Consider the following 24144-nt stretch of genomic DNA (forward strand, 5'->3'; position numbering starts at 1 on the left):
TTAATGGCAAAAGTCCGAGTTGGTCGGGTCGGCGAACAAATTAAAAAAGAGCTGAGCCAAATTATTCAATCGGAATTAAAGGATCCGCGCATCGGATTCATTACGGTCACTGGCGTTGAAGTGACAAACGATTTGTCCCAAGCCAAGGTGTATCTCAGCGTGCTGGGCAGCGAAGAGCAGAAGGAAGAGTCGCTAAAGGCAATTGCCCGCGGCACAGGCTTCATTCGCTCGGAGCTTGGCAAGCGGATGCGTCTGCGCCATACGCCAGAGCTCATCTTCAAATTTGATGCGAGTATCGAATATGGTAGCCGTATCGAATCGCTGCTTGAACAGATTAACCGTGGAGAGCGGCAAGTATGACCAATCAGGCGATGTTAAGTTCAGAGAGCTACTCAGCTCTGCTTGAGCAAGCATTGACGTTTATGCATGAGGGAGACGACTTTCTGGTCGTCTCCCATGTGCAGCCTGACGGAGATGCAATCAGCTCGACCGTTGTCGTCGGATGGCTGCTTCACAAGCTTGGCAAACGTTTTACGTTAATCAACGAAGGTGAAGTGCCTTCACGACTTCATTTTTTAACTCTTAGCGATACGATCATAAATTACAGCAAGTCACAGCCGAATCGAACGTTCAACCGCGTCATTGCTGTCGATTGTGCCGATTTTCGGCGTATCGGCGAGGTGGCGTCTTGTTTTTCTGAGGACCATCAGCTTCTTAATATTGACCATCATCCAACGAATGACGCATTCGGCGTTCATAATGTTATTCATCCGGAAGCGGCAGCAACCGTTGAGATTTTGTTTGATTTATTAAGACATGCTGGCATTACGCCAGATGAGTCGGCTGCTACAGCGATTTATACAGGCTTGTTGACGGATACGGGCGGTTTCCGATATTCGAATACGACACCACATGTGATGGAGATGGCTTCCCAGCTGCTTCAACTAGGTGTGAACGGACATTGGATCGCGGATTATTTGCTCGAGCGGATGACGATGCCGCAGCTCAAGCTGCTGCAGTTAGGCCTTAGCAGATTAGTGTTTTCCGAAGATAACCGTATTGGTTGGCTATACATAGAAGCGAACGATCTCGCCAACACCGGCGCAGCGCCTGAAGACTTGGAAGGTTTAGTCAACTACGCGCGCAACGTTGATGGCGTTGAAGTTGGTATACTGTTCAAGGAACTTAAGGATGGTCAGGTAAAAGTGAGCATGCGTTCAGCGGGTGTCGTCGACGTAGCAGCTGTTGCCCAATCGTTCAGCGGCGGCGGACATGTTCGCGCTGCAGGTTGCAAACATGAAGGGCCGCTTGAGCAGACAATGCTGCAAGTGGTGGAAGCGGCAAGAAAGGCGTTGAACAATTGATGGATGGCATATTGGCGGTATGGAAGCCGGCTGGATGGACTAGCCATGACGTTGTAGCGAAGGTGCGGGGCATTACGCGCGAGCGGCGAATTGGTCATGCAGGCACGCTCGATCCGCAAGTAACAGGCGTTCTTCCGCTCTGCATTGGACGTGCAACACGCGTCGTCGAATACTTGCAGGAGCAGCCCAAGGCTTATGAGGCGGTACTGCAGCTCGGCGTGGCGACTGATACCGAAGATATGACAGGAACACCTGTTGAGGAAGTCGATACGGTCTCCGTTACAGAAGAGCAGGCAGCTTCCGTTCTTGCCTCTTTCGTTGGCGAGATCGATCAAGTTCCTCCGATGTACTCGGCTGTAAAAGTCGGTGGGCAGCGTCTGTATGATTTGGCCAGACAAGGGGTCACGATTGAACGCAAGTCGCGGAAGGTGACGATCCACAGCATTTCGCTGCTCGGATTTGAACAGGATGCAAGCCGTCCGCGTATTCGTTTTAGCGTTCATTGCTCTAAGGGAACCTATATCCGAACATTGTGTGTAGATATCGGCAAACGTCTTGGTGTGCCAGCTTCGATGGCAGAGCTTGTTCGTACGATGTCGGCAGGTTTTACGAAGGAGCACTGCATGACGATTGAAGAGGTGGCAGCACTACAGGCAGATGGGCTGCTGCAATCGCGGTTAATGACTGCGGATGCGGCTTTGTTCCATATGCCGAAGGCAATCGTCAAACAGAGTGCCGCAGCGTATGCCCTTCAAGGGCAAAGAATTGGAGCACATCGTCTTAGCGGTGTGAATTCGCTCTTACCTAAACAGTCTGTTCGATTGTATGATGAGGAGGAACGGTTCCTCGGCATCTTCGAATGGAATGCGGAGGCGCGCCAGTTGTCCCCAGTCAAAGTATTTAATTAGCTTCTTGCAAGAACAGAATTTTGAATAGATTGCGGGTGTTTGAGCTATGGAACTGATTTCCATCGGTTTTCCGTTATCCGATTCGCCGTTAGCATCGAAGAGCGAGCAGCTGTCCGTTGCGATCGGCCATTTTGACGGAGTTCACAAAGGACATCAGAACGTAATCAAGCGCGCAGTTGATGCCGCTCGCCAGCAAGGGCTGAAATCAGCCGTGATGACTTTTCATCCTCACCCGAAGGCTGTGCTTGGGCAGGGCGAGCAGTATGTCAGCTGTTTGACACCGCTTGAGAGCAAGCTGGCTCAATTCGCGGAGCTTGGTGTCGATTATGCGTTCGTTATGAAGTTTGACCACAGCTTCGCTGGCATTTCGCCTGAACGATTCGTCTTCGAGGTGTTAGCACCGCTTGGCGTTCGCCATACCGTAGTCGGATTTGATTTCCGCTTCGGCAGCCGTGGTGCAGGCGATGCTTCGATGCTCGGTTCCCTTGGTCAAGAAGTAGGAATGACGACTGAGGTTGTCGAACCGTTCTTGCTGCAAGGTCAGAAGATTAGCAGCACTTATGTGCGCGAAGCGTTGGATGAAGGCAATATGGCGCTCGCTGAGCAGCTGCTTGGCCGTCCATATGAAGTTGAAGGTGTTGTTGTCCACGGGCATGCGCGAGGACGGCTAATAGGATTTCCTACAGCAAACATTGGACTTGTAGAGCCGTACACGACACCGCGACTTGGTGTATATGCAGCACAAGCGGTTATCGGTGGTCAATTGTATCCGGCAGTGCTGAATCACGGCATGAAGCCGACATTTAAGGATGGGGAGAAAGCGCCGGTGCTCGAAGCCCATCTGATCGGATTTTCTGGCGATCTTTACGATCAGACGATTCGGATTCGATTTATTTCATTCATTCGGCCAGAGCATAAATTCGCATCTGTCGATGAACTTGTTGCACAGATCGGTCGTGATCGTGATGAAGCAGCTAGACAACTTGCACAACTCGGGTCTGAGGAAACATCAACCGTAAGCCGCAACCTATAAGAGTTCGTTCGAGAAGTTGTGTTTGATCACGTTACTGGAAACTGAACGTTTTGAGCATGTCCTATATTGTGATGGAATGCACAAGCGGCGGCGGTTTACATGGGACGTACATTTGTGCTATACTGTAACACGTTGCTGCTTACATGGACAGTTTTCGCTGTCGATACAGCACAGGAACCTCGGCTTGGTTACTCGCTCTCACCGGCGGTGACGAGGCTGAAGGCGATTATTTGATTAGGAGGTGAACATAGGATGGCAATCACACAAGAGCGTAAGAATGAGATTATCGAAACGCACAAGAAACACGCGAGCGATACGGGATCCCCAGAGGTTCAAGTCGCTATCCTTACGGAAAACATCGTTAACTTGACGAACCACCTGCGGACGCACAAGAAGGACCACCACTCCCGCCGCGGTTTGCTCAAGATGGTAGGCCAACGCCGTAAACTGCTGGCATACCTGAAAAACAACGACGTTAAACGTTACAGCGCATTGATCGAAAAACTCGGCCTTCGCCGATAAGCATCGAAAAAAGCAACCTAGCCTTTCTTCGGTCCGACAAACGGGCGGATGTGGCAGGTTGCTTTTTGTAATGTTAAAGAAATCAGAATTGTTTGCCATGAATGCAATATTTCATGCAACATTGACAGGAGGGATACTATGCTGCAAAAAGTGGAAATGACACTGGGCGGACGTCCGCTCGTGCTGGAAACAGGCCGTTTGGCTAAACAAGCAAACGCGGCTGTAACGGTTCGCTACGGCGAGACTGTTGTGCTCTGTACGGTAACCGCTTCTTCGGAACCGAAGGACCTCGACTTCTTCCCGTTGACTGTAAATTACGAAGAGAAGTTGTATGCAGTCGGTAAAATTCCAGGCGGATTCATCAAACGTGAAGGCCGTCCGAGCGAGAAAGCGATTTTGTCGAGCCGTCTGACGGACCGTCCAATTCGCCCGCTGTTCCCAGAAGGCTTCCGTAACGATGTCCAAATCGTAAACTTGGTTATGAGCGTTGATCAAGACTGCTCGCCAGAAATCGCTGCAATGATCGGTACTTCTGCTGCATTGTCGATTTCTGACGTTCCGTTCAACGGACCAATCGGCGGTGTTGTCGTAGGTCGTATTGATGGTCAATTCATCATCAACCCTACGGTTGAGCAAGAAGCGGCGAGCGACATCTTTGTCGTAGTATCGGGTACGCGCGATGCAATCATGATGGTGGAAGCTGAAGCGAATGAAGTGCCAGAGAGCGTAATGCTCGAAGCAATTATGTTCGGCCATGATGAAATCCGCAATATCGTTACAACGATTGAAGAACTGCAGTCTCTTGCAGGCAAAGACAAGATGGAAGTGAAGCTGCACGCAGTTGACGGCGCTGTCAACGAAGCTGTTCGCGCATATGCTGCAAATCGTTTGAACGAGGCAATCCGTATTCCAGAGAAGCATGCTCGCCAAGAAGCGATCGATGCAATCAACGTAGAGACGGTTGCTCACTTTAACGATGTATACGCAGAAACGCCAGAATTGATGGATGACGTGAAAGAAGTGCTGTACGACATCGTCAAAGAAGAAGTGCGTCGACTCATTACGCATGACAAGGTACGTCCGGATGGTCGCGGCTTGAACGAAATTCGTCCGATCGAATGCGATACTTCGTTGCTGCCACGTACACATGGCTCGGGTCTGTTCACGCGTGGTCAAACGCAGGCACTCAGCATCTGTACACTTGGTGCGCTTGGTGACGTACAGATTCTCGACGGCATCTCGCCAGAAGAATCTAAACGTTTCATGCATCACTATAACTTCCCGCCGTTCTCCGTCGGTGAAGCTCGTCCACTGCGTGCTCCAGGCCGTCGTGAAATCGGACATGGTGCACTCGGTGAGCGCGCACTGTCCAAAGTAATTCCGCCAGAATCTGAATTCCCATACACGATCCGTCTCGTATCCGAGGTCCTTGAATCGAATGGTTCGACATCGCAAGCAAGTATCTGCGCGAGCACGCTTGCTATGATGGACGCAGGCGTTCCAATTAAAGCACCGGTAGCCGGCATTGCAATGGGTCTGATCAAAGACGGCGATCACTTCTCGATTCTGTCCGATATTCAAGGTATGGAAGATCACCTCGGCGATATGGACTTCAAAGTTGCTGGTACGGCTGAAGGTGTAACAGCGATTCAGATGGACATTAAAATCAACGGTATCGACCGTGCGATTCTGACACAAGCGCTTGAGCAAGCACGTGAAGGCCGGATGCATATCCTTGGCAAAATGCTTGAAGTAATAAGCGAGCCACGCAAAAACCTGTCCAAATACGCACCGAAGATTATGACGCTTCGCATTAATCCGGACAAGATTCGCGATGTAATCGGCGCAGGCGGCAAAATCATTAACAAAATCATCGAAGAGACAGGTGTCAAAATCGATATCGAGCAGGACGGCATGGTATACATCGCTTCTTCTAATGAAGAAATGAACCAAAAAGCCCGTTCGATCATCGAAGGCATCGTCCGCGAAGTTATTGTTGGCGAAATCTACCTCGGTACGGTTAAACGGATTGAGAAATTCGGTGCATTCGTCGAAATCTTGCCAAACAAGGACGGTCTCGTTCACATTTCGCAAGTATCGACTGAGCGTATTGCGAAGATTGAAGACGTGCTGAAGATTGGCGATCAAATTACGGTTAAAGTAACGGAGATCGATCAACAAGGCCGCATCAATCTGTCGCGCAAAGCAGTACTGGCGCAAGAATCGGAAGTTTCTTCCCAGTAAAACGTCTGCGTGTGGTTCATGGCATAGCCGAACTCACGCAGCGTCCTATTTTAATCGAATAGCCCATACGACGAAGAGCCAGATTAGATCTGTCTCTTTTTTATTTTCAAGAGAACATACTTTTCGTTGAAAGAACGGTAACAACTGGTTCACTTTACTCCATTGGACATGCGCATAATCTCGTCCCTTTTCTCATACATTGTGAGCATGGGAAAGGTGGGAGTTCGGATGAAGTACGGCAAAGCTGCGGCAATGGCCGGATGCGTAATCGCTATTGTTGCTTTAGTGAAGCTTAACGGACCGTTCAATGAATACATACAAGCGATGCGCAATGTAGGCAGTCACTCTTCGCCAGCCTATAGCGATCAGACGAATGAACGTTTGCTGCAGGACATTCGCACCGAGGCCGAGAAGCGGAATGTAAAGCCGATCGATGCGAGGGTTGATCGCGTATGGAAAGCGATTCCCGGCTATAACGGTCTGGAAGTCGACATTGATCGGACATACGCTGCGAATGTGAGTAACGATGCAGGTGCACCGCTTAAGCTTATTTATAAGGAAGTTTCTCCTGCAGTCAGCTTGAATGATCTCGGCGCCCAGGAGGTTTATCGCGGCAATCCGAATAAGAAGATGGTTTCATTCATGATCAACGTAGCTTGGGGCAACGAGTTTATTGAGCCGATTCTGAAGACGCTTGAGCAGGAGCATGTGAAGGCAACCTTCTTCCTAGACGGGACTTGGCTCAGGAATAATCCCGATCTGGCGAAAAAAATTCAAGCAGCCGGTCATGAGCTCTCCAACCATGCTTACAATCACCCGAATATGCGAAATTTAAGTAGGGATGCGCAATATCAGCAAATCACAAAGACGGAAGGTTTGTTGAAATCTGTGCTTGGCGTGGACGATAACCGGTGGTTTGCACCTCCTTCAGGATCATATAATAGTTTGACGGTTTCTCTGGCGCACTCGCTTGGTTTGCGGACTGTGCTGTGGACGATTGATACGATCGATTGGCAGAAGCCGCCAGCATCAGTAGTGGTGAGCCGTATTCGCAACAAGCTGCAGCCAGGCGCTCTTATTCTTATGCATCCAACAGCCTCGACACGAGATGCACTGCCTGATCTGATCAAGCTGATCAAGTCCAAAGGCTATCAACTTGGCACTGTCAGCGATACTTTATCGCCAAAGCGAACGGATACGGGCGGTTGAGCGGTGTCACTTAATTTGTTATAGTGTTACTATCTGTTGAACGGCGAGACTCTGCTCCTCGTGTAATCACGTTTATGTTCAAATTCAAGGATGTATAAGTTTTAACTTATATATAGGCTTGGATTTCTCTGGAATGAAACGCACTGTGCCGTTTAATGGACGACTCGGCCGTTTCACCTTGCGTCAAAACGAAGGAGGACTCTTAATTGAAGAAGTATTCATTGAGCAATGGTCTGCGAGTGATTGTTGAGCCGATCCCAACGTGCAGATCGGTTTCTTTTGGCATATGGGTCAAGACTGGCTCGCGGCATGAGAATACACAAGATAACGGCATCTCCCATTTCATTGAGCACATGTTGTTCAAAGGGACTGAACGGTTCACTGCGAAAGATATCGCAGATGTATTCGACGGCATTGGCGGCAACGTTAATGCATTCACATCGAAGGAATATACTTGCTATTTTGCCAAAGTGCTTGATCAGCATTTGCCGATTGCGGTAGACGCACTCGCAGACATGTTCTTCAATTCCCAACTGGATGAAGAGGAACTCGCCAAAGAGAAAAATGTGATCCTTGAGGAAATCGCAATGTACGAGGATACGCCAGATGATAAAGTGCATGATGATGCGTCCCGCGCGGCATATGGCGACCATCCGCTCGCTTATTCCATTCTTGGCCTTCAAGATCGGCTGAAAGCGATGACGAGCAGTGATCTGCGCAGCTACATGCAGCGGCAATATCGCATCGACAATGTCGTTATTAGCGTTGCTGGCAACATTGAAGAGCAAAGCTTGATTGAGCTGCTGGAGAAGCATTTTGGCGGTTTCACCAACACGGGTATAGCTGAGACGCTGGACACGCCGGCGTTTAACGGCAACTACTTGTTCTTTAAGAAGCAGACGGAGCAAAATCACATCTGTTTATCGTTCCCAGGCTGCTCTATTGCGGATCCGAATTTGTATGCGATGGTGCTGCTTAATAATGCGCTTGGCGGCGGCATGAGCTCCCGACTGTTCCAAGAAATTCGGGAGAAGCGCGGCTTGGCTTATTCCGTGTATTCCTACCATACGTCGTTTGCCGATACAGGACTGTTCACGATCTATGCCGGCACAGCGCCGAAACAGACATCCGATGTGTTGAATATTACGATGGATGTTCTCGGTGAATTGGCAGTCAAGGGATTAACAGAAGCGGAGCTTCACCGGGGCAAGGAACAGCTCAAAGGCAGTCTCATTCTTAGCCTAGAAAGCACAAGCAGTCGGATGAACCGCAACGGCAAGAACGAGCTGATGCTCGGCAGACATTATACGTTGGATCAAATGTTAGAACGAATTGATGACGTTACGATGACAGACATTGCAGATATGACTAAGAAGATGCTCAGCGTTCCTTTTGCAACGGCTGTGGTTGGCACGAACGATAAAGCTGCAGCCAAACTCAGGAGGGATCAGTTTGTTTCAGGTACTATTTAAACGTCTTCCCGGTAACGAGGACGTGAAACTGCCGGAGCGCATGTCTGCAGCGGCAGCAGGCTTCGATCTGCATGCAGCTGTGGCGGAACCAACAACGCTCGCTCCTGGCGAACGTAAGCTCATTCCGACGGGTTTCGCGATGGCTATGCCTGAGCAGCTGGAAGCCCAAATTCGCCCGCGCAGCGGCCTGGCATTCAAGCATGGCATTACATGCCTGAACTCACCGGGCACAATCGATGCTGACTATCGCGGCGAAGTGAAAGTGCTGCTCATCAATCACGGACAAGAGCCGTTCGTGATTACACGCGGCGAACGCATCGCCCAGATGGTATTCCAGACCGTCCCGGCCGTTACCATCGCCGAGAGCGACGAACTCCCGGACACCGTCCGCGGCGCCGGCGGCTTCGGCCATACAGGTGTATAAAAGTAACCAAAAGCAGGACCTTATCATCCACGTAAGTGGAAGATGAGGTCTTTTTTTGTTTCTAACTAAACTATGCGCCCGGCCGTCTTCATGCTGAACAATATAACGGTTGTTATAGTGACTATGTCCAAGTAATCCATCCAATTCTAAAGATAACGGTGACCATAATCGTTATAGATCCCTCAAACACATATTTCACCCGTAAACCACCCCAATATGCACAATAGCAACCGTTATATCTGAGTTTTGCACTCATTAAGCTCTCTCACGACCGTTGCAGTGAATATGCAACAGTCGAAGGGATTGGATCGTTAAAAATGGATGCTCGAGTGCTCGAGGCAAGGTCGAAACCAGGGCGATCGCCTAATGTAAAGCGTGTCCCGTAGGGACGAAAGCGAGCACAAGCAGAACGATCGCGAGCACGTCGAACACATATGCACCTCAAGAGTCCGTAACCAAACAAGTTCGCATGAGAGCGTGTCCTGACAAGGACGAAAGCGGGCACTCCAACACAACGTATCTAGAGAAGTCCTTCGGGAGTTCAGAGGAAACTCCCTCTGGGGCCCTCCCTAGAGGGAGGGTCTGGATGGGTGAAAAGTTCCCTTTGAGGGGCAGGGGGTGAAACCTCGAGGTTTTGTATAAATGTGATTTTAAGTGTACCAAATCCCCTCACGGGGATTTGGTGTTAGAGCGAGATGACCCAACGTAAAGCGTGTACCGCAGGGACGAAAGCGATCACAAGCAGAACTTTCGATAGAACGTCGAACACGTATGCACCAGAATCGCCCATCACCAAACAAGTTCGCAGTAGAGCGTGTCCTGCCAAGGACGAAAGCGGGCACCCCAACACAACGTACCTAGATCAGTCCTTCGGGAGTCCAGAGGGCAACGCCCTTTGGGGCCCTCCCTAGAGGGAGGGTTTGGGTGGGTGAAAATCTCCCCCTCGAGGGGGAAGGGGGTGAAGTAATAAAAATGGGGGTATAAGGGGCACCCCCTTATAGGCTATCGCATATGATGCTCTATATCTTATGAGCGCAGAAAGGAGTGAAGCCTTCATGCTCACCGGCGTTCATGTCCTGCTGATCGGCGGCGATGCCCGTCAGCTCGAAGTGATTCGCAAGCTTACGGAGTTGGACGCTGCTGTCTCGGTTGTCGGATTCGAAGGGCTGCATACGTCATTAGATGGCGCTATACACGCCGAGCTGCGAGACGAACTGTTCGACACAGCGGACGTGCTTCTGCTTCCAGCTGTCGGAACAGATGATTCCGGTCTTGTAACCGCCGTATTCAGTGATCGAGAGCTGAGGCTTACATCAGCACAAATCGGACGTCTGCCGAAGCATGCGGTCGTATATGCAGGGATGGCAAAGCCTTATCTAATGAACCTATGCGCGGAGCACGGCATTGGGCTCGTCGAGTTGTTTGAACGGGACGATGTGGCGATATACAACTCTATTCCGACGGCTGAAGGCGCCATTATGATGGCGATTCAGAATACGGATATTACGATTCACGGCTCGAATTGTATGGTGCTCGGAATTGGTAGAACAGGGCTGACACTCGCTAGAACATTGCAAGGTTTAGGCGCCAAAGTTAAGGTCGGCGTACGGCGCGAAGAGCATTATGCGCGCGCGTGGGAGATGGGTTTTCTCCCGTTTTATACGGATCGTTTGATGCACGAAGTTGGTAACATTGACTTGCTTTTTAATACAATTCCGACTATGATAGTCACAGCGCAAATTATTGCGAATTTGCCCTCCAGGGCGGTCATTATCGACCTTGCCTCGAAGCCCGGCGGTACCGATTTTCGGTTCGCTGAGAAGCGTGGTATGAAGGCGATGTTGGCTCCCGGTCTCCCGGGTATCGTCGCGCCGAAGACGGCTGGACGAATCATAGCGGATTGCTTATGTCAGCTAATTATGGACAATGCGAAGCTGTGGGGGGAGAGACCATGAACTGGTCGGGGATAACGGTCGGGTACGCTTTGACAGGATCACACTGCACATTTGCTGAAGTGATGCCGCATATTCAACGGTTTGTCGATCTGGGAGCGAATGTAGTGCCAATCGCATCTCATACGCTGATGACGACCGATACGCGGTTCGGTACTTCGGAACACTGGCAGTCGGAACTGAAACGGATTACGGGTAACGATATAATATCGACGATTGTTCAAGCTGAGCCGCTCGGACCGTCGAAGCTGCTAGATGTACTTCTGATTGCGCCTCTTACGGGCAATTCGACGAGCCGGTTAGCCAACGCATTGACGGACAGCGCTCCTTTAATGGCGGCTAAAGCACAGATGCGTAACGGACGTCCTGTCGTTCTCGCGATTTCTACGAATGATGGTCTCGGTTTGAATGCAGCCAATATTGCGAAGCTACTTGTCGCGAAGAATATTTATTTCGTCCCATTTGGTCAAGATAATCCGGAACAGAAACCGAATTCCTTGGTTGCGCGTATGGATCTTGTAGTCGAAGCGTGTGAAGCTGCTCTTGAAGGTAAACAGCTTCAACCGATGCTTGTCGAGCGGTTTCTGTACTAGATAGAATTGTAATACATTATCTATTTCTTGATAGATACACGCCTGAGGCAGGGGGAGACGAATGGCTTCATGCCATTGTCCCCTGCATAAGTTGGGCTGTTGTCTTCCGTGCGTTCATAACTGACGTTGTTCGGAACGCTGTTCACCAGCACAATTACTTGGATCGCGCAATACTCTCATACGAATAGCTGCTCCCGGCGTCCGTAGTCTTCATTGATCAATTTGGAGGACTGACATCATGCGAATACTTGTACAAAAGTTCGGGGGCACCTCGCTTGCTACAGAGCAGGCGAGGGAATTTGTCATTCGCCACATCGCAAGAGAGCGGGATCGCGGCTATGCGCTTGTTGTAGTCGTTTCTGCTATGGGTCGTGAAGGCGATCCGTACGCGACAGATACGCTCCTTCGGATGATTGCAAGCAATGGCGATGCGCTGCCCGCTAGAGAGAAAGACCTTCTACTAGGCTGCGGTGAGATCATCTCGACAGCTGTTCTGGTTAGCAAACTTCGCTCTCAAGGTATTAACGCCACTGGGTTAACAGGCGGAGCTGCTGGCATTGTGACAGATTCGACATTTGGTTCGGCACGTATACTTGATGTTCGTACCGAAGCATTAATAGAGACACTTCAGCGCGGAGAAGTTGCAATTGTAGCAGGATTTCAGGGACGGACGGAGAATAGTGAACTAACGACACTCGGAAGAGGCGGCAGCGATACGTCTGCTACAGCGCTTGGCGCCGCGCTTCGTGCTGAACGGGTTGATATCTATACCGACGTTAACGGTATTCTAACAGCCGATCCTCGAATTGTTTCGGAAGCGAAGCCTCTCACTGTAGTCGGCTATGCAGAAATTTGTAATATGGCAAGGCAAGGAGCGAAAGTCATTCATCCGCGAGCGGTTGAGATCGCTCAACAGGCACGTATTCCGCTGCGAGTGAGGTCTACGTTTTCTGAGGATGAAGGCACGCTTGTAACCGATGACCGTTCGTTAGCCGGAACAACGGTTCGAGATAAACATGTAACAGGCATTGCTCATGTTGCGGGTGTTACCCAAATATCGGTCTATGCCCGCGAGGGACAGGTCGATGTGCAGTTGCAAGTGTTTCAATCAATGGCTCGCCATGGCATTAGCGTTGATTTCATTAACGTGACTCCTGGAGGGGCTGTATATACGGTATTTGACCGCGATGCCGAGAAAGCAGTACAGGTGCTGGAGAAGCTCGACTTTGTGCCGAGTGCAGTAAGCGGCTGTGCCAAAGTATCGGTTATCGGGGGCGGTATGAACGGAGTGCCCGGCATCATGGCAAGAATCGTCGAGGCGCTGAGCGAGGCTGGTATTCCAATCCTCCAATCGGCGGATTCCAATACGACGATATGGGTACTCGTACGGCAGGAGAACATGGCAGATGCGCTGCGCGCATTGCATGCGAAGTTTGAACTGCATTTATAACGACAATGACGGTGCAGGCGGCATTAGCCGCTTGCTCCGATCTATAAATTAAGCAGTCTACGGTTTCAACTAAGCGGGAGGAATCGTCATGGATTTTGGCAGATTAATTACAGCAATGACTACACCATTCGATGCAGAAGGTGCAATTGATTGGGAAACAGCCGGTAGATTGATTGATTATTTGATTGAAGACCAGCAATCTGACAGTTTGGTTATCTCAGGAACAACTGGCGAATCGCCAACGCTGACAGATACAGAGAAAGAGAAATTGTTCCGTTTCGCAGTAGAACGCGCAGGCGGACGCGCAAAGATTATTGCAGGTACAGGAAGCAATGATACAGCTCATACGATTCATTTGACCCAAATTGCGGAAGCTTGTGGTGTTGACGGGATCCTGCTCGTAGCACCTTATTACAACAAGCCAAGCCAAGAAGGACTTTATCAGCATTTCAAAGCAATCGCTGAAGCAACGAAGCTTGCCATTATGCTCTATAATGTTCCATCACGTACAGGCATTTGCATGACAACGGATACGACGCTGCGATTAGCTGCAATTCCTAACATTGTAGCAACCAAAGATTGTGCACCGCTTGATCAGTTAACTGAAATTGCAGCAGCCGCACCCGATCACTTCCGTGTCTATAGTGGGGATGACAGCGTAGCGCTGCCAGCATTAGCAGTTGGCGCTTATGGTATTGTTAGCGTTGCCAGTCACATAATTGGCGGTAATATGAAGAAAATGATCAACGCTTATTTGGAAGGCGACGTACGTACAGCGGCAGTAATTCATGCCCAAAGTATGCCGATCTTCAAAGGTTTGTTTAATTACCCGAGCCCAGCTCCGGTTAAATATGCATTGGCGCTTAAAGGCCTTTCGGTCGGCGGCGTCCGCCTGCCGCTCGTCGCATTGTCAGAAGCAGAGGGCGAATACTTGCGCCAACTTGTTTAATCGGCACGGATTTATGCCGATCCGAAGCGGGAATGTAACCGGTGCATCGGCCGCAAGCGCAGCTTGTGGCGAAGCATCGGTTTTTTTTACTTAAGAGTTAATATTTCCTGGTGCAATAAGGAAAGAATAAATTCTTATTGGCGATAAAACCTACCTCTAATCGCGTCGCGCGTCTTCGGTGTCCTCGGTAGAGGTTTTCTCTTTAGTGGGAATTCGAATAATAGCGGGTTTTTACTTCACTTGAAATATAAGGTATCGCTTATATGTACAGGCTAATCGTTCACCGGAATGAAACGCATGATGCCGTTCGAAGAAGGCAACAGTCGTTTCACCTTGTATTCCATCTTTTGTATCATGTATAATGATGTACAAGTGACTCGGTGCGGCCATTTTAATGAAGAAGAAACCGGTTAACGTAGAGCGGCGTTTTAAGGATACGGCCCATACAATTACAAAATAACAAATAATGCTTTCGAAGCTGATGACGCTTACGCAGAGCTTTATAGGAGGTATAGATTCAGTTGTCCAAAAAGAATAATCAAGATAAACTGCTCATTTTCGCCCTAGGTGGCGTTGGTGAGATCGGTAAGAACATGTATGCCATTCAGTATGGCAGCGATATTGTCATTGTTGACGCAGGTTTGAAATTCCCTGAAGAGGATATGCTCGGAATCGATATCGTTATTCCAGACATTTCTTACTTGCTCGAGAATCGCGACAAAGTTCGCGGTATCCTCGTTACACACGGTCACGAAGACCACATTGGCGGTCTGCCATTCGTTCTGAAGAACCTGAATGTTCCAGTCTTCGGTACGAAGCTGACGCTTGGTCTAATCGAAGGCAAGTTGAAGGAAGCAGGATTGCTTGGCGAGACGAAGCGTATTCTCATTAACGCGGATTCCGAAGTTCAACTCGGCTCGATCACAGCTACTTTCTTCAAGACGAACCACAGTATTCCAGACTCCCTGGGTGTTTGCTTGGATACACCAGAAGGCCGCGTTGTACATACAGGCGACTTTAAGTTCGATCACACGCCGGTTAACGGCGAGTTCGCGGATCTTCAGCGTATTGCTGAAATCGGCAGCAAAGGTGTACTTGCCCTGCTGTCGGACAGCACGAACGCAGAACGTCCAGGCTTTACGCCTTCTGAGAGCGTTGTCGGACATAATCTGGAGGAGATTTTCCGCAAAGCAACTCAACGCGTTGTTGTTGCAACGTTCGCTTCGAACGTTCACCGTATCCAGCAAGTTGTGAATGCAGCAGCTGCTACTCGTCGCAAAATCGCAGTCGTTGGCCGTTCGATGGTCAACGTAGTATCGATCGCTGGTGAACTTGGCTACCTGAACATTCCAGAAGGAATGATCATCGAGCCGGAAGAAGTGAACAAAATGGCAGCCGATCGCGTCGTTATTTTGTGCACAGGCAGCCAAGGCGAGCCGATGTCCGCACTGACGCGTATGGCGCGTTCGACGCATCGCAAGATCGATATTTTGCCAGGTGATACGGTTATTATCGCAGCTACGCCAATTCCAGGTAACGAACGTCACGTTGGCCGCACGGTTGACGAGCTGTTCCGTCTTGGAGCTAACGTTATCTACGGTCCAGGTTCGGTATCCGGCGTTCACGTTTCCGGTCACGGCAGCCAAGAAGAGCTGAAACTGATGCTCAACTTGATCCGTCCGAAGTTCTTCATTCCAATTCACGGTGAATACCGGATGCTCCGTCTGCACGCACAGCTCGGCGAAGCGGTGGGCATTGAGCGTGAGAATATCTTCATCATTGATAATGGTGATACGGTTGAATTCCAGAATGGTGCAGCGCGCAAAGGCTCGAAGGTACAAGCTGGTAACGTGCTGATCGACGGACTGGGTGTAGGCGACGTAGGCAACATCGTCCTTCGTGACCGCAAGCTGCTGTCGCAGGATGGCATCCTTGTTGTTGTTGTAACGCTGAGCAAGCAGGATGGAACGATTTTGTCCGGTCCAGACATCATCTCGCGCGGCTTCGTCTATGTACGCGAATCCGAAGGACTGCTGGATGAAGCGAACCGTATCGTCACATCGACGCTGAACAAGCTGATGAACGATAATGTGAACGAGTGGGCATCGCTGAAGACGAACGTGAAGGATGCGCTTGGCCGCTTCCTGTATGAGCAAACGCGCCGTCGTCCAATGATCCTCCCGATCATCATGGAAGTATAATCAATCACAGACGATACAAGATGCAGCAGAAGCGCTGGAAACAGCGTGAGGCTGCATCTTTTTTTGTTCTCATAATCACGAGCATCTGCATAATCATTCAGTCGAGTCCCATACTATGATGAGCTACATTCCGTCATACAAAGGAGCATACAGCGATGAATGATGAGCTCGCCTATATGAAGTCTGAGCAGCCCGAGCCTACCCCGCCGGCTGATCGCAAGCCTTCTGTCGTAGATACCATCACGCAGTTAGGACAGACATCAACACCGGCTCCTGCGGAGTCAAATATTTATTGCATGACGATCATTGGCCAGGTAGAAGGTCATCTCGTGCTGCCGCCGCAGAACAAAACAACCAAGTATGAGCACCTCATCCCGCAGCTAGTCGCCGCTGAACAAAATCCGAAGATAGAGGGCATTCTCATTGTGCTTAATACGGTTGGCGGCGATGTCGAAGCGGGCCTTGCCATTGCAGAGATGATCGCATCGTTATCGAAACCGACCGTTACGCTCGTGTTGGGCGGCGGACATTCGATCGGTGTGCCTATCGCCGTCTCAGCCAATCAATCGTTCATAGCGGAGTCCGCGACGATGACCATTCATCCGATCCGCATGAATGGGTTAGTTATTGGAGTACCACAGACATTCGAATATTTGGATAAAATGCAGGAGCGTGTCGTTCGATTCGTCACCACGCATTCCAAAGTGAGCGAACAGCAATTTAAAGAGCTAATGTTTAAGACGGGGGAATTGACCCGCGATATCGGCACAACCGTCATCGGTTCAGATGCAGTGAAATATGGCCTTATCGATGCGATCGGCGGCATCGGTGAAGCAATAGCCTCACTTAATGCGCTCATAAGCCAGCGTCGAGCAGCGCCTGTAGGTGTGTTGCCTTCATGACACTCTATACATCGATGCCCCTGGAGCTGGTGCTAGCCGGTATGAACGACGAACGCGAACCGCTCATTGAGCTGGAGCAGGACGGTGCTTTAATGCAGCTAGCCCCGCTTGCTCCCGGCATCGGCAAGCTTGTTCGTCTCGTTCACGCACCTCTCGACCATTACTTAAATCCGCGTTATCAACCTGGCGCTTATATCGTTTATGGCTCGCCCACGAATTAATCGTGGACGGGCTTTTTCCCTTTCTCTCGATAGGAACAATTGTCCACCTATGGTATAATCGTTAATTAGAGGTGAGCAGAATGGCGAAGCGAAGACGCAAGGCACGCAAATCGATAGGTGAGAGCCTGAAGTACGAAATATACGGAATTTTGCTCATAACAATATCGGTCATTGCTCTCTCAGGTGAGGCGGCAGTTGGTCGTTCTTTGTCCAAGCTGTTTGGATTATTTCTAGGCAAATATTATTTTGTAATCGCATTAATAGGCGTGTATGTTGGTTTGACGGTTATGATCAAGCGAGCATGGCCTAAAGGGTGGTCGGGCCGCAAAACAGGAATGCTTGTACTCGTCCTGGCCTTGACCTTATGGAGCTCAATAGCGGAGATTGATCGAAAATTCAATCCAGTCGATAGTGCGGTTGAGATGAGTGCGAGCAGTATTCTGCATCAGCTCGGCAGCGATTTGCAAGGACAGCTGCTGTCACCAGAGGCACCTTCAGGGTCTGTTATGTCACGTGACATATCTGGCGGATATATAGGTGCTGTACAGTATACGATTTTGTATGCGCTTTTTGGCGTATACGGAACGAAGTTCTTGCTGCTCGTCATGTTCGCGATTTCGATTATGTTAATTACAGGAAAGTCGTATGTCGACATTTTGAAATCAGTAAGGAAGCGAATCGGTCGACTTATCATTTTGCTCCGCGCTAAATATGCGAATCGTCAGCCTCGTACGGTAGCGGTGTCGGCTGCGAGAGCAGCAGGCCAAGGGAATGCGGTTCCATTATCGCGCCGAACGATGGATGACTTCGATGACGATGCGGATGAAGATGGCGACAATGATGGAAATTCTTCAACATCGTCCAGTCGTAGAGGATCGCTGCTGTTCCCATGGATGCGTGGTCGACAACATGCGACCGAGCCGATCGGAAGCGAGCAGCGGGAATGGACGATGGATCACGATGATGATGAGCAGGAGCCAGAACCGCCGCCACGGCAGACGAGAACGCCAGTCGTACGGATACATACAGATCGTAACCACAGCAATGAACCCGAAGAACAATCGTCCGACGGCAGACAATCTGAGTCGATCTTGAGCCGAATGCTGCGTCGTGCTGGCAGCCCAGATACGCGTGTTCCACAGCAATCGGAGGCTGTAACAGAAACGCAACAGCAAGCGGAAGAAGAAGCGCCGCCTTGGATGAATTCGCAGCATGAATTCGATGAGGATGCAGAGGATAACACGCCATTCGATATAACGGACAACAATTCACAGCGCGTTGCTCCGTCCTCGCTGTCGCCTGCATTTGAAGATGGACAAGAGACGGCAGCTAATACAACGGATCACTATGATGAACCGGATATGGATGATGAGATTATCGACGAACAGGATAACGTATATGAACCATCGTTAGAAGAACAAACCGAAGCGCTTCAGACCGGAGCTGCAGATCATTCGGAGCAAGCCCAGCATCCTGTCGTACCGAAGGTGAAGCCGTACAGATTGCCTTCCTTGTCGCTGCTTGCGAAGCCAGCAGGCGGCGGTAAAGGCTCGGATGGCGTGGATCGTTTAGAATCGCAGCGTAAGCTCGAGGCAACGCTAGAGAGCTTTGGTGTGCGTGCGAAAGTACTCGATGTTGTACAAGGTCCTGCAGTAACTCGCTATGAAGTGCAGCCAGCAACCGGCGTTAAAGTCAGCCGTATCGTTGGGCTTCAGGACGACATCGCATTGGCGTTAGCTGCAAAGGATATTCGGATGGAGGCTCCGATTCCAGGCAAATCTGCTATTGGTATTGAGGTGCCGAACTCTGAGGTTTCTGTCGTTACGATGCGCGAGGTAATGGAATCGAGTGCGTTTCAGAATGCAGGTTCGAAGCTGTCGATTGCGTTCGGCCGAGATATCTCAGGTCAGTCCATTGTCGGCAACTTGGCGAAGATGCCCCACTTGCTCGTTGCAGGTGCAACGGGTTCAGGTAAGTCGGTATGTATTAACGGCATTATTACCAGTATTCTATACAAAGCGAAACCGGATGAAGTTAAGTTTATGATGATCGACCCGAAGATGGTCGAATTGAACATGTACAATGGCATCCCGCATCTTCTCGCGCCAGTTGTCACGGATCCACGCCGTGCTTCACTCGCGCTGAAGAAAATCGTAGTCGAGATGGAGAAACGGTATGAGTTGTTCTCCAAGTCAGGCACTCGCAATATTGAAGGCTATAATAACCTGATGGAATCCAATCCTGCAGCCGTTCTGCCGTACATCGTTGTTATCGTCGACGAGCTTGCCGACTTGATGATGGTTGCAGCGAACGATGTTGAGGACGCGATTACCCGACTTGCACAGATGGCACGTGCCGCCGGTATTCACTTAATTATTGCGACACAGCGTCCATCGGTAGACGTTATTACCGGTGTCATCAAAGCGAATATCCCTTCACGTATTGCTTTTGGTGTATCGTCTCAGGTGGATTCCCGTACGATACTCGATATGGCTGGCGCAGAGAAGCTGCTAGGCCGCGGTGACATGTTATTCCTTCCAGTTGGCATGTCGAAGCCGATTCGTGTACAAGGCGCATTTCTTTCCGATCCCGAGGTTGAATCGATCGTCGAGTATGTACGATCACAAGGCGAAGCAGAGTACAAGCCTGAGCTTGTGCCGGAGATCGATGACTCCGGCAGCGGTCAGGACGAAGAGATGCTGGACGAGCTATTCGACCAAGCCGTTAACATCGTCATTGATGCGAAGCAGGCTTCCGTATCGCTCCTTCAACGCAGAATGCGCGTTGGTTATACTCGCGCGGCGCGTCTGATTGACCAGATGGAAGCCAAAGGTGTTGTAGGACCTTATGAAGGCAGTAAACCTCGTGAGGTGTTGTGGTCGTCGGATCACGCCAACGCACGCACAGGCGGCCAGCAGTAGTCATACCATGTACGCACATTCTCGCTGAATGAAGTACTCGGACTTTCAATGAAAGCTCGAAGCCGCATCATGCGGTTTCGAGCTTTTTGTGCTTGCGAAAGTTGACCATACAATGGGCTCTAAGGGGCGAAGCCTCCATTGCATGAATAGAAAGGATAGCCGTTTCTCATACTACCGACAGGATGCGCTTCAAAAAACTTACCATCTTGCATGAGAAAGGCAGATCCCGATCATGAGAAATCGCCTGATAGTGATGACAGTTGTCATTGTGCTGCTGTTGTTCGGAGCATACTCGCTCCACTATGCGGACAAAGGCCGGTCTGCAGAGACGTTCAGCAGTGCAATCATTAAGCTAGGCTCCTCCGGCAAAGATGTGACAGAGCTGCAAGGCAGGTTGAAATTCCTAGGATACTACAGCAGTTCTATTGATGGTCAATTCGGTTACACCACATTAAATTCTGTGAAGTGGTTCCAATGGAAATTCGGCATGAAGGCAGATGGCGTTGTTGGTGCTCAAACAAAGCTGAAGCTATGGAACGCGACGAAAAATTGGGCACCGTCTGCCAGTGATCAACCATCGTCATCGGGAGGCAGCTCAAGCGGAGCAGACAAATCGACCTCAACCGGCACAACAACAAACATTGGTAAATCCAACAACCTTGGCCTTTCGGCAAATGATATTAAAATAATGGCAAATGCCGTTTATGGAGAATCGCGCGGCGAGCCATATGAAGGACAGGTTGCGGTTGCTGCGGTAATTCTTAACCGGTTGAAATCGCCAAGCTTCCCGAACTCGATTTCAGGCGTCATTTACCAGCCTGGCGCGTTCACGGCAGTGGCGGATGGTCAGATTAATCTGACGCCGAACGAAACGGCGAAGAAAGCCGTGAATGATGCCATCAATGGCTGGGATCCTAGCGGTGGATGCATCTATTACTTCAACCCGGTGACAGCAACGTCGAAGTGGATTTGGTCGCGTCCGCAGGTTAAGACGATCGGTAAGCACATTTTTTGCATGTAAAAGGATAAATGCCTTGGCCATTCAGACAGAAGCAGCCCGCCCGATGTGGCGCAGGTTGCTTCTGCCATTTCCAATCCGTTAGAATGGTAATTGAACAACTTTGACTGGAATAGATTTACTATGGATGATCAAGCGATCAAGCTGGGATACGGAAGGGGCTGTAGGTATGAGTTCTAACATTTTTGAACGAGGCCGGGTGAACCGGATTAGACTGCATGTATTGCCAACGACCCGGTTTAAGACGTTTGCAATAACGCTTTATGCAGGCATTCCGCTGGAAGAAGATCATGTGACATCGACTGCGCTGCTGCCATTTGTATTCCGTCGTGGCACGAATACAACGCCTGAGACAATTGCGCTGCGTGAGAAGCTGGATGATCTGTATGGCGCAGGCTTCGGATTTGATGTATTCAAGCGCGGAAACAATCAATTCATCCAATTCCGAATGGATGTCATTAATGATGCATTCGTGGAATCTAAGGAATCGCTGCTCGCGTCATCGCTGCGCTATCTTGGCGAGGTTGTGACGGAACCGCTGCTGGAGAACGGGCATTTTGCGTCCAAATATGTGCAGGCAGAGCGTGATACGCTGCGCAAGCGTCTAGAGGCAATCATTAATGATAAAATTCGTTATGCTGCCGAACGCTGCACTGAAGTGATGTGCGAGGGCGATCCGTACCGGTTGCACGCTCTTGGCAATCGTGCCGATCTGCCTAATATTACGGCAGAATCATTGTATGAGCGGTATCACCAATGGATCAACGAGGCTGTGTTCGATCTGTACATAGCTGGTGATACATCGCTCGCTGAAGTAGAGAAGCTAGTCGCAGAATCGTTCAAGCTGCCTGATGGCGATATTGGTACCTTTGCATCAACGGATGTTCGTACAACTGCTCGCGATGTGAAAACCGTCGTTGAGAATATGGATATCAAACAAGGTAAGCTTAATCTAGGTCTGCGCACGGGAATTAGCTACGGAGACGAACAATATCCTGCGCTTCTTGTATATAACGGCGTGTTGGGTGCTTACCCCCACTCGAAATTGTTTATAAACGTAAGAGAGAAAGCAAGTCTCGCTTATTATGCATCATCCCGTATCGACGGTCACAAGGGGATCCTGACGATTCAGTCCGGTATCGAGATTGATAAGTACGAGCGGGCTCTGGCAATCATTCGCGAGCAAATTGCGGATGTTCAAGCCGGCAAAATCAGTGAGCTGGAAATCAATCAGACAAAGGCGATGCTCGTCAATCATGTTCGCGAAATGCAGGATTCTGCATACGAGCTGATCGCGTATGATTTTAATGCACTGTTCTCGGGCAGCACGCGTACGGGTGAAGAGCTGATTGCACAAATTCAAGCTGTGACGGTTGACGATATTGTGCGTGTAGCGAATGGCGTACAGCTCGATACCGTTTACTTCTTACGTGACAGGAAGGAGGCGTAGCAATGGAAACACTTGCATACCCAGGCGTTCAAGAAACGCTGTACCGCGAAGTGATGCCTAATGGCCTTGAGGTGTTTGTTCTTCCGAAGGAAGGATTTCAGAAAACATATGCAACCTTCTCGACCAAATACGGTTCCGTTGACAATCGGTTCGGCGTAGAGGGGAAACCGCTTGTAAGCGTACCAGACGGAATTGCCCATTTTCTTGAGCACAAAATGTTCGAGGAACCAACAGGCGATATTTTCGCTACGTTCTCGAATCAAGGTGCATCGGCTAACGCGTACACGAGCTTCGACCGTACGGTCTATTTGTTCTCGGCAACGGAGCAAATTCCGGCGAACCTTGAGACGCTCATCGACTTTGTTCAACATCCGTATTTCACCGATGAGAATGTGAACAAAGAAAAGGGCATCATCGAACAAGAAATTCAAATGTATCAAGATAATCCGGATTGGCGTGTGTACTTCGGCTTGTTCGATGCGATGTATCATGATCACCCGATTCATATCGATATTGCGGGCACAGTGGAGTCGATCTATCAGATAGACAAGGAAACGCTGTACAAATGTTATGAGACGTTCTACCATCCAACGAACATGATTCTGTTCGTGGTTGGCGGTGTAGACGCCAAAGAAGTGTTTGAGCTCGTTCGCCGCAATCAAGAGCGCAAGTCGTTCCCGTCGCAAGGCCGCATTATTCGCTCGTTCGATCCAGAGCCTGCAGCTGTGAAAGAGTCAAGGAAGCTGTTGAATCTTCCGGTGTCGCTGCCTAAATGCATGTTTGGCTTGAAGGAGACGAAGGTAGGCTTCACTGGCGAGGAGCTGCAGAAGCGGGAAGTGGCAACGCGGATCATGCTGGATATCGTATTCGGCGCCAGCTCGCAGCTGTATCAATCGCTGTACGATGAAGGGCTTATCTCGGACTCGTTCTCGCATGAGTATAATGCTTCGCCAGAGTACAGCTTCTCAGTCATTGGCGGTGAGACCAAAGACCCGGACGCATTGATAGCACGCGTACGAGAAGCTGTTGATAAGCTGCTAACTGTTGGCATTAACAGCGAAGCCTTTGAGCGTTCCCGTCGCAAAAAAATAGGCGGTTACTTACGCATGCTTAATTCCCCTGAAGCAATCGCTGGCGAGTTTACTCGATATCGTTTTCGTGGCGGCGATCTATTCGCGCTGCTGCCTCAATATGAGCAGGTTACATTGCAGGAAGTTAATGATCGCCTGCGCGAGCATTTTGATTGGAACCAGCTTGCCGTTTCCATCGTTGCTGCCGAGGAGACAACGAGTTGAGCAAACCGCTTCACGA

20 protein-coding genes are annotated in these 24144 nt (G+C 50.0%); all 20 read left to right on the forward strand.

Annotated features, from left to right (window positions below; genetic code table 11):
• Nucleotides 1–3 precede the first annotated feature (3 nt).
• The 20 genes from rbfA to yfmH all read left to right on the forward strand — a co-directional run bounded on the left by rbfA (nt 4) and on the right by yfmH (nt 24128).
• The gene (rbfA, locus tag H8B09_RS05935; RefSeq protein WP_191202493.1) at nt 4–360 is read left to right on the forward strand and encodes a 30S ribosome-binding factor RbfA; all 357 of its coding nucleotides are present in this window, start codon (nt 4–6) and stop codon (nt 358–360) included.
• Entirely contained in the window at nt 357–1364 is a 1008-nt protein-coding gene (locus H8B09_RS05940) for a DHH family phosphoesterase (protein WP_224753270.1), read from the forward strand. Before rbfA ends, H8B09_RS05940 begins: the two co-directional genes overlap by 4 nt.
• Nucleotides 1364–2272 (forward strand): tRNA pseudouridine(55) synthase TruB, encoded by a 909-nt coding sequence (gene truB, locus H8B09_RS05945; protein ID WP_191202827.1) that lies wholly within the window; start codon nt 1364–1366, stop codon nt 2270–2272. Before H8B09_RS05940 ends, truB begins: the two co-directional genes overlap by 1 nt.
• Nucleotides 2273–2318: 46 nt before the next feature.
• A complete protein-coding gene (locus H8B09_RS05950) occupies nt 2319–3305 on the forward strand; it encodes a bifunctional riboflavin kinase/FAD synthetase (protein WP_191202494.1) in 987 nt (328 codons plus the stop codon).
• A 252-nt stretch (nt 3306–3557) separates the two neighbouring features.
• On the forward strand, nt 3558–3827 hold the full coding sequence (gene rpsO / locus H8B09_RS05955; protein ID WP_110043122.1) for a 30S ribosomal protein S15: 270 nt from the start codon (nt 3558–3560) through the stop codon (nt 3825–3827).
• A gap of 138 nt (nt 3828–3965) precedes the next feature.
• Nucleotides 3966–6071 (forward strand): polyribonucleotide nucleotidyltransferase, encoded by a 2106-nt coding sequence (gene pnp / locus H8B09_RS05960; protein WP_191202495.1) that lies wholly within the window; start codon nt 3966–3968, stop codon nt 6069–6071.
• A 228-nt stretch (nt 6072–6299) separates the two neighbouring features.
• A complete protein-coding gene (locus H8B09_RS05965; RefSeq protein WP_191202496.1) occupies nt 6300–7280 on the forward strand; it encodes a polysaccharide deacetylase family protein in 981 nt (326 codons plus the stop codon).
• A gap of 206 nt (nt 7281–7486) precedes the next feature.
• Nucleotides 7487–8752, forward strand: a complete 1266-nt coding sequence (locus H8B09_RS05970; protein WP_191202497.1) for a M16 family metallopeptidase — start codon at nt 7487–7489, stop codon at nt 8750–8752.
• Entirely contained in the window at nt 8733–9176 is a 444-nt protein-coding gene (gene dut, locus H8B09_RS05975; RefSeq protein WP_191202498.1) for a dUTP diphosphatase, read from the forward strand. Before H8B09_RS05970 ends, dut begins: the two co-directional genes overlap by 20 nt.
• Before the next feature lie 1055 nt (nt 9177–10231).
• Nucleotides 10232–11131 carry a dipicolinate synthase subunit DpsA gene (gene dpsA / locus H8B09_RS05980; RefSeq protein WP_191202829.1) on the forward strand — a complete coding sequence of 300 codons (900 nt, stop codon included), beginning with the start codon at nt 10232–10234 and terminating at the stop codon, nt 11129–11131.
• Nucleotides 11128–11721: a dipicolinate synthase subunit B gene (locus tag H8B09_RS05985; RefSeq protein ID WP_191202499.1), complete on the forward strand. Its 594-nt coding sequence runs from the start codon at nt 11128–11130 to the stop codon at nt 11719–11721. Before dpsA ends, H8B09_RS05985 begins: the two co-directional genes overlap by 4 nt.
• A gap of 238 nt (nt 11722–11959) precedes the next feature.
• A complete protein-coding gene (gene dapG, locus H8B09_RS05990) occupies nt 11960–13171 on the forward strand; it encodes an aspartate kinase (protein ID WP_191202500.1) in 1212 nt (403 codons plus the stop codon).
• An 88-nt stretch (nt 13172–13259) separates the two neighbouring features.
• Complete coding sequence (gene dapA / locus H8B09_RS05995) at nt 13260–14120, forward strand: 4-hydroxy-tetrahydrodipicolinate synthase (protein ID WP_191202501.1); 861 nt, start codon at nt 13260–13262, stop codon at nt 14118–14120.
• 521 nt (nt 14121–14641) lie between these two features.
• Nucleotides 14642–16321, forward strand: a complete 1680-nt coding sequence (locus H8B09_RS06000; RefSeq protein ID WP_191202502.1) for a ribonuclease J — start codon at nt 14642–14644, stop codon at nt 16319–16321.
• A 155-nt stretch (nt 16322–16476) separates the two neighbouring features.
• Entirely contained in the window at nt 16477–17223 is a 747-nt protein-coding gene (locus H8B09_RS06005; protein ID WP_191202503.1) for a ClpP family protease, read from the forward strand.
• Complete coding sequence (locus H8B09_RS06010) at nt 17220–17444, forward strand: YlzJ-like family protein (protein WP_191202504.1); 225 nt, start codon at nt 17220–17222, stop codon at nt 17442–17444. Before H8B09_RS06005 ends, H8B09_RS06010 begins: the two co-directional genes overlap by 4 nt.
• A gap of 80 nt (nt 17445–17524) precedes the next feature.
• Nucleotides 17525–20365: an FtsK/SpoIIIE family DNA translocase gene (locus tag H8B09_RS06015; RefSeq protein ID WP_191202505.1), complete on the forward strand. Its 2841-nt coding sequence runs from the start codon at nt 17525–17527 to the stop codon at nt 20363–20365.
• Between the two features lie 232 nt (nt 20366–20597).
• On the forward strand, nt 20598–21386 hold the full coding sequence (gene sleB / locus H8B09_RS06020; RefSeq protein WP_191202506.1) for a spore cortex-lytic enzyme: 789 nt from the start codon (nt 20598–20600) through the stop codon (nt 21384–21386).
• Nucleotides 21387–21552: 166 nt separating this feature from the next.
• On the forward strand, nt 21553–22833 hold the full coding sequence (gene yfmF, locus H8B09_RS06025) for an EF-P 5-aminopentanol modification-associated protein YfmF (protein WP_191202507.1): 1281 nt from the start codon (nt 21553–21555) through the stop codon (nt 22831–22833).
• 2 nt (nt 22834–22835) lie between these two features.
• A complete protein-coding gene (yfmH, locus tag H8B09_RS06030; RefSeq protein ID WP_191202508.1) occupies nt 22836–24128 on the forward strand; it encodes an EF-P 5-aminopentanol modification-associated protein YfmH in 1293 nt (430 codons plus the stop codon).
• Nucleotides 24129–24144 lie beyond the last annotated feature (16 nt).

The organism is Paenibacillus terricola, from assembly GCF_014779765.1.
GTDB lineage: Bacteria > Bacillota > Bacilli > Paenibacillales > Paenibacillaceae > Paenibacillus_T > Paenibacillus_T terricola.